9 protein-coding genes are annotated in these 12,393 nt (G+C 56.1%); 6 read left to right on the plus strand and 3 right to left on the minus strand.

Annotated features, from left to right (window positions below; genetic code table 11):
* Positions 1-18 precede the first annotated feature (18 nt).
* Positions 19-2,520 (plus strand): bifunctional glycosyl transferase/transpeptidase, encoded by a 2,502-nt coding sequence (gene mrcB, locus FDP13_RS07200; RefSeq protein ID WP_012768786.1) that lies wholly within the window; start codon positions 19-21, stop codon positions 2,518-2,520.
* 175 nt (positions 2,521-2,695) lie between these two features.
* Here mrcB and hemL read toward each other — a convergent pair whose 3' ends face one another.
* Positions 2,696-3,976, minus strand: coding sequence for a glutamate-1-semialdehyde 2,1-aminomutase (gene hemL / locus FDP13_RS07205; RefSeq protein ID WP_143839112.1), 1,281 nt, complete (start codon positions 3,974-3,976; stop codon positions 2,696-2,698).
* 304 nt (positions 3,977-4,280) lie between these two features.
* Here hemL and erpA point away from each other — a divergent pair, with 304 nt between their 5' ends.
* Positions 4,281-4,625 (plus strand): iron-sulfur cluster insertion protein ErpA, encoded by a 345-nt coding sequence (gene erpA, locus FDP13_RS07210; RefSeq protein WP_012768788.1) that lies wholly within the window; start codon positions 4,281-4,283, stop codon positions 4,623-4,625.
* A gap of 162 nt (positions 4,626-4,787) precedes the next feature.
* On the opposite strand, the gene btuF is transcribed toward erpA, so the two are convergent.
* Entirely contained in the window at positions 4,788-5,606 is an 819-nt protein-coding gene (gene btuF / locus FDP13_RS07215) for a vitamin B12 ABC transporter substrate-binding protein BtuF (protein WP_143839113.1), read from the minus strand.
* 51 nt (positions 5,607-5,657) lie between these two features.
* Complete coding sequence (gene mtnN / locus FDP13_RS07220; RefSeq protein WP_033576825.1) at positions 5,658-6,359, minus strand: 5'-methylthioadenosine/S-adenosylhomocysteine nucleosidase; 702 nt, start codon at positions 6,357-6,359, stop codon at positions 5,658-5,660.
* A gap of 211 nt (positions 6,360-6,570) precedes the next feature.
* Here mtnN and dgt point away from each other — a divergent pair, with 211 nt between their 5' ends.
* The 4 genes from dgt (at position 6,571) to FDP13_RS07240 (ending at position 12,369) form a co-directional block, all read left to right on the plus strand.
* Positions 6,571-8,088, plus strand: coding sequence for a dGTPase (gene dgt / locus FDP13_RS07225; RefSeq protein WP_143839114.1), 1,518 nt, complete (start codon positions 6,571-6,573; stop codon positions 8,086-8,088).
* Positions 8,089-8,252: 164 nt separating this feature from the next.
* Entirely contained in the window at positions 8,253-9,701 is a 1,449-nt protein-coding gene (gene degP, locus FDP13_RS07230) for a serine endoprotease DegP (RefSeq protein ID WP_033576827.1), read from the plus strand.
* 172 nt (positions 9,702-9,873) lie between these two features.
* Positions 9,874-11,031, plus strand: coding sequence for a CdaR family transcriptional regulator (locus FDP13_RS07235; protein WP_012768793.1), 1,158 nt, complete (start codon positions 9,874-9,876; stop codon positions 11,029-11,031).
* A 327-nt stretch (positions 11,032-11,358) separates the two neighbouring features.
* Positions 11,359-12,369: a sulfate ABC transporter substrate-binding protein gene (locus FDP13_RS07240; RefSeq protein WP_012768794.1), complete on the plus strand. Its 1,011-nt coding sequence runs from the start codon at positions 11,359-11,361 to the stop codon at positions 12,367-12,369.
* Positions 12,370-12,393: the final 24 nt, after the last annotated feature.

A 12,393-nucleotide genomic window follows, 5' to 3' on the forward strand; every position in this document is an offset into this window, starting at 1 on the left:
GATGGAGATGTCACTGTAATGTCTCGGGATGACCGCGAACCTATCGGGCGCAAACGTAGTGCGTCACGACACACTCCCCCTCGCAGGCAAGCGACGCGCCGTCGCAGGGATGATGACTACGACGACGATTATGAAGACGAGTACGAAAACGACTATGACGACGATGAGGATGACGAGGAAGAGGTCATGAGCAAGCGGCCGCGTAAAAAGCGCCGCTGGCTGGGGTGGCTTATCCGGCTGTTCCTGATTTTTGTGGTGGTGATGTCGGTTTACGGCATTTACCTCGACGGAGAAATCCGCAGTCGCATTGACGGTAAAGTATGGCAGTTGCCGGCGGCGGTGTATGGCCGCATGGTCAACCTCGAACCGGGTATGGCCTACAGCAAAAAAGAGATGGCTAACCTGTTGGAAGGGATGCAATACCGTGAAGTCAGCCGTATTACGCGGCCGGGCGAATTTACGGTGCAAGCCAACAACATTGAAATTCTGCGCCGTCCTTTTGATTTCCCCGACGGCAAGGAAGGCCAGATCCACGCCAAGATGATCTTCAGTAACGACCGGTTGTCGCAGATCCAGAACATGGACAATCAGCGCAACTTCGGCTTCTTCCGGCTCGATCCGAAACTGATCACCATGTTGCAGTCACCGAACGGCGAGCAGCGGCTATTTGTGCAGCGTTCCGGTTTCCCTGATCTGCTGGTGCAAACGCTGATCGCCACCGAAGACCGCCATTTCTATGAGCATGACGGCATCAGTTTCTACTCTATCGGCCGTGCGTTGGTCGCCAACCTGACGGCGGGCCGGGCGGTGCAGGGCGGCAGTACGCTGACCCAGCAGCTGGTGAAAAACCTGTTTCTGACCAACGAACGCTCGTTGTGGCGTAAAGCCAACGAAGCCTACATGGCGTTGATCATGGATTACCGCTACAGCAAGGATCGCATTCTGGAGCTGTATCTGAACGAGGTGTATCTCGGCCAGAGCGGCAACGATCAGATCCGCGGTTTTCCGCTGGCCAGCCTGTACTATTTCGGCCGGCCGGTCAACGAACTGAGCCTTGATCAGCAGGCGATGCTGGTGGGGATGGTGAAAGGGGCGTCGCTGTATAACCCGTGGCGCAACCCGCAGGTAACGCTGGAACGCCGTAATCTGGTGTTGAAGCTGCTGCAAAACCAGCAGGTCATCGACGAAGATCTTTACAACATGTTGAGTGCCCGCCCGTTGGGGGTCCAGCCGAAAGGCGGGGCGATTAGCCCGCAGCCGGCGTTCATGCAGATGGTGCGCCAGGAGTTGCAGCAGCGGCTGGGCGACAAAGCCAACGATCTGTCCGGGGTGAAGATTTTCACCACGCTGGATCCGGTATCGCAGGATGCAGCGGAAAAAGCGGTGGAAGACGGCATTCCGGCGCTGCGCGCGGCGCGCGGGGTCAAGGATCTGGAATCGGCGATGGTGATCGTCGATCGCTTCAGCGGCGAGATTCGGGCGATGGTGGGGGGTTCCGATGCGCAATTTGCCGGTTTTAACCGTGCGATGCAGGCGCGCCGTTCGGTCGGTTCGCTGGCGAAACCGCCGACGTATCTGACCGCGCTCAGTATGCCGGATCGTTATCGCCTCAACACCATTTTGGTGGATGAGCCGATTTCGCTCAAGCAGCCGAACGGTACGGTTTGGGAGCCGAAAAACTACGATCGTGAGTTCCGTGGCCGGGTGATGCTGGTGGACGCGCTGGCGAATTCGCTCAACGTACCGACGGTAAATCTGGGGATGGCGGTCGGGCTGGATCAGGTCAGCGATACGTTGCAGAAGCTGGGGATCCCGCAAAACCAGATTCAGGCGGTGCCGGCGATGTTGCTCGGCGCCGTCAGCCTGACGCCGATGGAAGTGGCGCAGGAATACCAAACTATCGCCAGTGGCGGCAGTCGTGCGACGCTTTCTGCCCTGCGCTCGGTGATTGCTGAAGACGGTAAGGTGCTGTATCAGAGCTTCCCGCAAGCTGAACGGGCGGTGCCGTCACAGGCTGCTTACCTGACGTTGTATGGTATGCAACAGGTGGTAGAGCGGGGCACCTCACGTTCGCTGACGGTGAAATTCGGCAATTACCACCTGGCGGGGAAAACCGGGACCACCAACGACCTGCGCGACAGCTGGTTTGCCGGCGTAGACGGCAAAGAAGTGGTGATCACCTGGGTTGGCCGTGACAACAATGGCCCGGCGAAACTGACCGGCGCCAACGGCGCGCTGACTATCTATCGTCGCTATCTGGAAAATCAGACGCCGTTGCCGCTGGTGCTGACGCCGCCGGAAGGCATTACCACCATGTCGGTGGATGGCAGCGGCAACGTTATCTGTAACGGCAGCGCCGGCCGGGCATTGCCGGTGTGGAGCGATAACCCGCAGGCGTTGTGCCAGGCCAGCCAGCAAGCGGTGCAACAGCCGACGAATTCGCCGAATGGTCAGCCACAACAAAATCAGCAGGAAGGCGGCAGCGTGCCTGACTGGATCAAGCAGATGTTCGGGCAGTAACGACCCGCAGCAGATGCAGATAAGGTAATAACACGCCCGGCTTGCCGGGCGTGTTTTTTGGTCGGTGCCTCTGCGGGTTTTTTCATGCACTCACGTGCCGTTGCAAAAACGCCACCAGAGCAGAAAAAGACACCACCCCGCTGGGATTTGGCCCGTCAGCATGGCGTCTGCTTGCTTACAGTTTGGCAAAGCAGCGGCGAGCCGCGTCAACGGTATATTCAATATCCTGCTGACTGTGCGCCAGCGACATAAAGCCCGCTTCGAACGCCGACGGCGCCAGATAGATGCCTTCGTCCAACATCAGGTGGAAGAAGCGTTTAAACCGTTCCACGTCACACTTCAGCGCATCCTGATAGCAGGTCACCTGAGCGGCATCGGTAAAGAAAATCCCGAACATGGCACCGACATGGTTCACCACCAGCGGGATCTGCTGGGCTTTCGCTGCCGCCAGCAAGCCTTCCGCCAGTTGCGTGGTCAGTTCGGTGAGCTTTTGGTGGACGCCCGGTTTGGCGACTTCGCTCAGGCAGGCGAAACCCGCCGCCATAGCAATCGGGTTGCCGGATAGCGTGCCGGCCTGATACACCGGCCCGGTCGGCGCCAGTGCTTCCATTACGTCACGACGCCCGCCGAAAGCGCCTACCGGCATACCGCCGCCGATAATCTTGCCGAGGCAGGTGAGATCCGGGCGCACGCCGTAGTGCGCCTGCGCGCCGCCCAGCGCTACGCGAAAGCCGGTCATCACTTCATCGATGATCAGCAGTGCGCCGAATTCGTCGCACAACGCGCGCAGCCCCGGCAGGAACGCCGGCAGCGGCGGAATACAGTTCATGTTGCCGGCCACCGGTTCGACGATAATCGCGGCGATCGCTTGCGGATACTGCTCGAACGCTGCGCGCACCGAGTCAAGGTCGTTATAGGTGCAGGTCAGGGTATGGCGGGCGAAATCAGCCGGTACGCCGGGCGAATTGGGCTGACCCAGCGTCAGCGCGCCGGAACCCGCTTTCACCAGCAGGCAGTCGGCGTGGCCGTGGTAGCAGCCTTCGAATTTGATGATTTTGTCGCGGCCGGTGAAACCGCGCGCCAGACGAATGGCGCTCATGGTGGCTTCGGTGCCGGAGTTCACCATACGCACCATCTCCATGCCCGGCACCAGCGAGGTGACCAACTGCGCCATTTTCACTTCCATTTCGGTCGGCGCGCCAAAACTCAGGCCGCGCTCGGCGGCGTCAATCACCGCCTGACGAATGGCCGGATGGTTGTGACCCAGAATCATGGGGCCCCAGGACCCGACATAATCGATATACGATTTGCCATCCGCGTCGTAGAGTCTGGCGCCTTCCGCCCGCTCGATAAACAGCGGCACGCCGCCGACGCCGTTAAAGGCACGTACCGGCGAATTGACGCCTCCTGGAATCAATTGACGGGCGGCGGCATACAGACTTTCAGATTTATTCATTGCGGCTTCCTGATTGGATTTGCATAGCGAGTGGCGTCCATTCTAATCATCTGTTTCGCGTTGTGAAATCGCCGGGCACACTTTAGCTTGCTCTCATCTGGGTGCCGGCTGGGCAAGTCGGCCGCTCTTCCTTCGCTTGACTCCGGTGTTTTGGCCTGCACGCTGGAACGTCAGGTTCAGCAGAAGACGTCAGCCGTCACGTCGATCGTTGGTATCAAATCTTGAACGTTGTCGGGGGCTGTTGGATAATAAAACGATAACCAGGGCTGTTGAGTACCGCCCGATATGAGATTGGGAGTAAAAAATGAGCGATGATGTAGCACTGCCCCTGCAGTTTACCGATGCGGCAGCGAGTAAGGTGAAACTCCTGATTGCCGATGAAGAGAATCCGGAACTGAAACTTCGGGTTTACATTACTGGCGGCGGTTGCAGCGGCTTCCAGTACGGTTTCACCTTCGACGATAAGGTTAACGACGGTGATATGACCATTGAAAAACAAGGGGTATCTCTGGTGGTCGATCCGATGAGTTTGCAGTACCTGATCGGCGGTTCGGTGGATTACACCGAAGGGCTGGAAGGCTCCCGTTTTGTGGTGACCAACCCGAACGCGAAAACCACTTGCGGCTGCGGTTCCTCTTTCAGCATCTGACGATACTTTGTATATACCCAAAATAATTCGAGTCACGCAGCCAACGCACCTGCGACGTGAAGTATGAAGGGGATATCAGAAAAACTCGTGGCCGACTGGTACACGGGTTTTTTTATATCTGTGTACTGATTCTGTGTACCGACTCTGTGTACTGACTGCGCGTCAGCCTCGCCACGCGGCGAGTTGCCGACATAACTGTTCCGCCGCCAGCATTAGTCGTGGGCCGGTCCGGCTAAACCAATCTTCGTTCACGGCTATCACGTCGGCGGTCAATTGCGGCCGCCAAAATGCCTTGACCTGTTCCACCGCGCCGGGCTGTCCGCTGATGACGATGATTTGCGGCTGACGCCGAATCACCTGCTCACGGCTTACCTGCGGCCAGGGCACCGGGCTGTCGCTAAAGATATTGCCGCCGCCGCATAGGCTTATCACCTGGCTTTGCAGCGTCGCCTGTGATGACGTAAACAGCGGCTGGCTGCCGAATTGCAAAAATACCCGAACGGGCGCGTTATGGCCGTACTGCTGCATCAGCGTTTGTTGCTGCTGACGAAAGCGTTGCGCGGCTTCGTGCGCTTGTTCCGGATGCGGGCTGTATTGCGCCAGCCTGTCCAGTTGACGCGGAATGTCGTCGAGCGTGACGGGGTCGAGATACAGAATGTGGATGCCGAATGACGCCAACTGATCCAGCGGCCGCTGTGCGTTGCTTTCACGCCATGCCAGCACCAAATCCGGCTTTAACGCCAGAATACGTTCCAGATTGATGCCCTGCCAGTTGGCGACTTGCTCGATACGTTCGGCCTCCGGCGGATAATTTGACCAGGCGCTGACGCCAACCAGCCGCTCGCCCAACCCGGCGGCAAACGCCATTTCGGTCGCATGTGGCGCCAGACTGACGACGCGCTGCGCAACCGGTTCTGCCCGACAGAAAGGCAAACCTAGCAGTATCGGTAACCACCACAGACGGAAGTAAAAGGATTTCACGGCGTGAATCTCGAGAGAAAAAACCGGGGTTGTGCGCCCCGGTTGCACGGTTTAGCGGTTTTTCGCCAGGGATTGCAGCATGGCTTCCACCATTCGGCTGGACTGCTTGGCGGCGGTGACCAGAAACTCGTCGAAACTGAGGTGCGATTCCTGATCCGCCACATCGGAGATGGCGCGAACCACCACAAACGGCACGCCAAACTGGTGACAAACGTGACCGATGGCGGTGGCTTCCATTTCTACGGCGATAGCGTGTGGGAAAGTCTGACGGATTCGCTCCAGCGGCGCTTTGCCGTTGATAAAGGCATCGCCGCTGACCACCAACCCGCGTACGGCGTTCAACTGCAACCGGCCGATGGCGTCCTGCGCCAGCGCGATCAGTTTTTCATCGGCGCTAAACGCAGCCGGGCAACCCGCCATCTGGCCAGGTTCGTAACCGAACGCGGTGACATCGGCGTCGTGATAGCGCACGTCGTCGGACACCACGATATCGCCGACCTTGAGTGACGACGCCAGACCGCCTGCGGAGCCGGTGTTGATGACCACGTCCGGACGGCAGTGTTCCAGCAGCAGCGTAGTGCCCAGTGCGGCTGATACTTTGCCGATGCCGGATTTCAGCAGTGCAATCTCCACGCCGTGCAACTGGCCGCTGTAAATCTCGCAGCCTGCGCGCTGGAAGGTCTGGCGGTTCTGGATCTGTTCTCTCAACAGCGTCACTTCTTGTTCCATTGCGCCAATAATGCCAACTTTCATAGGATTCCCCACCGATTCGTCAAAAGTCACAAAAGTTTAGTCTATCACGGCTTGAAAGGTGCCGCGATTGTACACCCGCCGGGGACGTGCTATGACTGAGGCGACGTGCTATGACGGAAGTCATGTCATGCGCCATCCGCGCCGATGCCCGTCGGTCACCCGTTATTCGCCTGCAGGCTCGCCCTGAACAGGGCATTACATGGAGAACAGTATGTCTGCTATCGACTTTTCAACCAAACTCAGTTTCCAGCGACGTTTTGGCAGGAAAAAAGATAAAAAGGATGAATATGCCATTGTGCAGGAGTTTGAAAGCGACAGGGGGAGGATCATCAACTCTGCCGCTATTCGCCGCTTACAACAAAAAACTCAGGTCTTCCCGCTGGAACGCAACGCCGCCGTGCGCTCCCGCCTGACGCATTCCATGGAAGTGCAGCAGGTCGGGCGCTATATCGCCAAGGAAATTTTCCGACAGCTGCGTAAAAACGGGCAATTGGAGGCGTTGGGGCTGGAGCCGCTGGAAACGCCGTTTGAAAGTCTGGTGGAAATGGCGTGCCTGATGCATGACATCGGTAACCCGCCGTTCGGGCATTTTGGCGAAGCGGCGATCAATAACTGGTTCAGCCAGCGATTGTTGCCGGAAGAGACGCCGCACGACTCCCAGCCTGACCCCTGTCAGGTGCCGTGCCTGAAACTCGACGAGAAAGAGAGTGTGGAGTTGAACGCATTGCGTGGCCGCATCCGCCATGATCTGAGCAATTTCGAAGGCAATGCCCAGGCGATTCGGCTGGTGCATTCGCTGTTGAAACTCAATCTGACCTATGCCCAGATCGGTTGCATACTGAAATACACTAAACCGGCTTACTGGGCGCAGCCTGTCCCGTCTGCATACAGTTATCTGATGAAAAAAGTCGGCTTTTATCTGTCGGAAGAGCCCTTTGTGCAGCAGTTACGCAGCGAGCTGAACATGGCGGAATTTCACCGTCACCCGCTGACGTACATCATGGAGGCGGCGGATGATATTTCTTATTGCATTGCCGATCTGGAAGATGCGGTAGAAAAGAAAATCATCACCTATCAGCAGCTTTACGAACGTCTGGAAGAGGCCTGGGGAGAACGGGCGGAAAAGGATGTGTTTAACCGTACCGTCGATTTGGCTTATGAAGAACGGCAGCATCTGCCGGGGCGCAGTGAAAGCGATCAGTTTTTTATGAAACTGCGGGTCAATACCGTTAATACCATGGTGCGCTATGCGACGCGGCGTTTTATTGAGAATCTGCCGGCGATTTATGACGGTAGTTTCAACCATTCGCTGCTGGAGGAGGACAAAGACGACTACGGGCGATTATTAAAGATCTTTAAAGATGTCGCCAGAAAGTTCGTGTTTAATCATCATGAGGTCGAACAGCTTGAGCTACAGGGCGATCGTATTATCAGCGGCCTGCTGGAAATCTATAGCCCGTTGCTGAATATGCCGTACCGTGATTTCTGCCGGTTAGTGACCGACGATACTCACAAACGCTATCCCATCGAAACCCGGCTGTACCACAAACTTTCCAGCAAGCATTGCCATGCCTACCGCGAAGCAACCCGTTCTCTGGCCGCATTATCCGATAAAGAACAAGAGGTATGGGAGTATTACTACCGTGCCCGACTGATTCTCGACTACATCAGCGGTATGACCGATTTGTACGCTTACGATGAATATCGTCGCTTAATGGCGGTGGACTGACGGGGGAGATGAAGGGCGGAGTTTTGTAAATACGGACAATATTTCCTTACCCTTCACCATATTGCATTGAATGAGCGCTGCCGCGCATAGTGAGTTCACGCTTCCTTGACGGCTGAGAGGGCTGTCGGAGTTCGCTCGTTGACTGAATGGTGAGACATATCGCTATGAAACAAAAATCATTGATGTTGAGCGCGCTGGCGCTGAGTCTGGCGATAGCGGTGGGGGCATTGCCGGCCACTGCCAGCGCGGCAGAATCGGTATCGTCGTCCGGCGCTCAGTTGCCAAGCCTGGCGCCCATGCTGGAGAAAGTCATGCCGTCGGTGGTGAATATTTCGGTAGAGGGGCATACCGCCGCCAGTCAGGGGGCCAGCGTGCCGCCACAAATGCAGCCCTTCTTCGGCGACAATTCGCCCTTCTGTCAGGAAGGATCGCCTTTCCGGTCATCGCCGATGTGCCAGGGCGAAGATGACGACGAGGACGGTGGTGAGGAAGGTGCGCCGCCGCAGGCATTTCAGGCGTTGGGTGCCGGGGTTATCATCAATGCCGCGAAAGGCTATGTGGTGACCAACAACCACGTGGTGGACAATGCCGATAAAATTCAGATTCGCCTCAATGATGGGCGTAAATATGATGCGAAAGTGATTGGTAAAGACCCGCGATCGGATGTGGCGCTGATTCAATTGAAGGATTTCCGTAATCTGACCGAGATTAAGATGGCGGATTCCGATCAACTGCGCGTGGGGGATTATGCGGTGGCGATCGGCAACCCTTACGGTTTGGGCGAAACCGCCACATCAGGGATCATCTCGGCGTTAGGGCGCAGTGGTCTAAATATTGAAAACTATGAAGATTTTATCCAAACCGATGCCGCAATCAACCGGGGTAACTCCGGCGGTGCGCTGGTCAACCTGAATGGTGAACTGATTGGCCTGAACACGGCTATTCTGGCGCCGGGCGGCGGTAATATCGGTATCGGTTTTGCCATCCCCAGCAATATTGTGAAGAACCTGATTAACCAAATCGTCGAATACGGCGAAGTGAAACGCGGCGAGTTGGGGATCATGGGGACGGAGCTGAATTCCGATATTGCCAAGGCGATGAAAGTCGATGCCCAGCGTGGGGCGTTCGTCAGCCAGGTACAGCCGAATTCCGCCGCCGCCAAAGCCGGTATCAAGGCAGGGGATGTGGTGGTATCGATGAACGGTAAAGCCATCGGCAGTTTCTCGGCGTTGCGTGCTCAGATTGGTTCGTTGCCGGTCGGCAGCAAACTGACGCTGGGGCTGATTCGCGACGGGAAACCCGCGACGGTAGACGTCACATTGCAGCAGAGTGCGCAGTCGCAGGTGGAATCCGGTAACCTGAATTCGGCGATTGAAGGCGCTGAGTTGAGTAACACCCAGGTAGACGGCCAGAAGGGCGTTAAAGTGGATAAGGTGAAACCGGATTCTGCGGCGGCGAAAATCGGCCTTAAGCCTGATGATGTCATCCTGGGGGTGAACCAACAGCCGGTAGAAAATATTGGCGAGCTACGCAAGATTATCGACAGCAAGCCGCCGGTACTGGCGCTGAGTATTCGACGCGGCAACAGTGATCTTTATCTGCTGATTCAATAACCTGATTGTCAATATGGCCGGATGCTTCGGCACCGGCCATGCTGTTTCCCGCCCGTTTTGTGAGTTCAACCACAGTTCCTGTGAGATTTCCCGGTTTTTGTCCATTTGCACAATGTCTGGCGCAATATCCGGCGCTATGCTGGTGCGGTTGTCTCTATCCCCTGAGGTTGATATGGCGTCATACCACCTGAATAACAAACTGGCACAGGAAATCGTTGCTCGCACAATGCAAATTATTGATAGCAATATCAATGTGATGGATGCACGTGGACGTATTATCGGCAGCGGCGACCGGGAGCGCATTGGTGAATTGCATGAAGGCGCGCTATTGGTGCTGTCGCAGGGACGGGTAGTGGATATTGATGACGCGGTAGCGCGCCATCTGCATGGCGTTCGGCCCGGCATCAACCTGCCATTGAAAATCGACGGCGAAATCGTCGGCGTAATTGGTTTGACCGGCAACCCCGGCCAGTTGCGCCAGTACGGTGAATTGGTGTGCATGACGGCTGAGATGATGCTGGAACAGGCGCGATTGCTGCATATGCTGGCGCAGGATAGCCGTTTACGGGAAGAGTTGGTGTTGAACCTGATTCGCACGGATGAGCTGTCGCCGGCACTGATGGAGTGGGCTCAGCGTTTGGGGATCGATCTTAACCAACCGCGTGTTGCGGCCGTGGTAGAGGTGGATAGCGGTCAATTAGGGGTGGATAGCGCTATGGCGGAGTTACAGCAATTGCAGACGTTGCTGACGACGCCGGAGCGCAACAATTTGATTGCGATTGTCTCGCTGACGGAGATGGTAGTGCTGAAGCCGGCGCTCAACAACCATAACCGCTGGGATGCCGAGGATCACCGTCGCCGCGTCGACACACTGTTGTCGCGTATGGAGGAAAGCAGTCGGTTGCGGGTGAGAATAGCGTTAGGCAACTATTTTACCGGCCCCGGCAGTATCGCACGTTCCTACCGTACCGCCCGAACCACCATGAGTGTCGGCAAACAACGTATGCCGGCTCAGCGCAGCTATTTCTATCAGGATCTCATGTTGCCGGTACTGCTTGATAGCCTGCGTGGGGGCTGGCAGGCCAACGAACTGGTGCGCCCATTAGCCAGGCTGAAGGCGATGGACAGCAACGGTTTGCTGCGTCGCACGCTTAACGCCTGGTTTCGCAACAATGTGCAGCCGGGGGCGACCGCCAAGGCGTTATTTGTGCATCGCAATACGCTGGAGTACCGGCTAAACCGCATCTCCGAACTCACCGGACTGGATCTGGGCAATTTTGACGATCGGCTGTTGCTGTATGTCGCACTGCAACTGGATGAAGAACAGTAATTCCCGGTAAATGACGACGAGGGCGGCAGGCGGTAAATCTGTCGCTCATCTTAGATTCAAAAATGCTGTTAAACAGCGAATAATATAACCCGAGAGTATAAATTATCTCGAAACAGTATTTTTTCCCTTTCGCCTTATCCTCTATTGTCCCTTTCATAGATAAAACCGGATGCAGTTGCGCCGCTTAGCGGCTGTTTCCTGGTTGCAGGATGACGGTCGCCCGACTCTGGGGCGCTTTTTATCGCTCGCGCAGACTTTTTTCTCGCACGTACAGACTTTTTTATCGCTTGCGCAGACAATGGGCAGACTTTGAGGGGAGTAATCATAATGTCAATGCGTCGTTTAGGATGGTCGCTGGCTACTGCCGCGTTGTTGTTTTCGGGTATGGCTACGGCAGCTACGGAATTACTGAATGTATCCTATGACCCCACCCGTGAATTTTATCAACAATATAACGCCGCGTTTATTAAACATTGGAAAGAGACGACCGGCGAAACGATCGCTGTGAAAAACTCCCACGGCGGCTCAGGTAAGCAGGCGCGTTCCGTCATCGATGGTTTGCAGGCCGACGTCGTAACGCTGGCGCTGGCGGGGGACATCGATGCGCTCAATTTGAATCAGCCGTTGATTGACGCTCAATGGCAGGCGCGCCTGCCGGACAACAGCACGCCTTATACCTCCACCATCGTCTTCCTGGTGCGTAAAGGTAATCCGAAACAGATCAAGGACTGGGACGACCTGATCAAACCGGATGTACAGGTGATTACGCCGAACCCGAAAACCTCCGGCGGTGCGCGCTGGAACTTCCTGGCGGCCTGGGCTTATGCCAAACACTTGCCGGGCGGAACCGATGACAGCGCGCAGAAATTCGTAACAGAGCTCTACAAACATGCTCCGGTGCTGGATACCGGCGCACGCGGCGCGACTATCAGCTTTGTACAACGTCAACTGGGCGATGTGTTGATTGCCTGGGAAAACGAGGCGTATTTATCGCTGAAAGAGCAGGGGGGCGATCAACTGGAAATCGTTACGCCGTCCTTATCTATCCTGGCGGAACCGCCGGTCGCCGTAGTGGACAAAGTGGTAGACCGTAAAGGAACGCGCAAACAGGCGGAAGCCTATCTGAACTATCTCTACAGTGACGAAGGGCAACGTATTATTGCGCAAAACTTCTATCGCCCACGTAACGCCAAAATCGCAGAAGAATTTAAATCTCAGTTTGCGCCGGTGAAACTGGTGACTATCGATGGCGAATTCGGCGGCTGGAAAAGCGCACAGCCTAAGTTCTTCGATGATGGCGGCGTGTTCGATGCCATCTTCAAACAGATTAATAAATAAGTTATGTGATGACGGTTAAGGCCG

The sequence above is a fragment of the Dickeya sp. ws52 genome (assembly GCF_007210685.1).
GTDB classification, from domain to species: Bacteria; Pseudomonadota; Gammaproteobacteria; order Enterobacterales; family Enterobacteriaceae; genus Dickeya; species Dickeya chrysanthemi.

What these genes read in the sequence shown, in the direction of transcription:
- mtnN (WP_033576825.1), bottom strand. Translation starts at nt 6,359, where the DNA reads ATGAAAGTTGGCATTATTGGCGCAATGGAACAAGAAGTGACGCTGTTG.
- FDP13_RS07240 (WP_012768794.1), top strand. Translation starts at nt 11,359, where the DNA reads ATGTCAATGCGTCGTTTAGGATGGTCGCTGGCTACTGCCGCGTTGTTG.
- FDP13_RS07235 (WP_012768793.1), top strand. Translation starts at nt 9,874, where the DNA reads ATGGCGTCATACCACCTGAATAACAAACTGGCACAGGAAATCGTTGCT.
- hemL (WP_143839112.1), bottom strand. Translation starts at nt 3,976, where the DNA reads ATGAATAAATCTGAAAGTCTGTATGCCGCCGCCCGTCAATTGATTCCA.
- mrcB (WP_012768786.1), top strand. Translation starts at nt 19, where the DNA reads ATGTCTCGGGATGACCGCGAACCTATCGGGCGCAAACGTAGTGCGTCA.
- erpA (WP_012768788.1), top strand. Translation starts at nt 4,281, where the DNA reads ATGAGCGATGATGTAGCACTGCCCCTGCAGTTTACCGATGCGGCAGCG.
- degP (WP_033576827.1), top strand. Translation starts at nt 8,253, where the DNA reads ATGAAACAAAAATCATTGATGTTGAGCGCGCTGGCGCTGAGTCTGGCG.
- dgt (WP_143839114.1), top strand. Translation starts at nt 6,571, where the DNA reads ATGTCTGCTATCGACTTTTCAACCAAACTCAGTTTCCAGCGACGTTTT.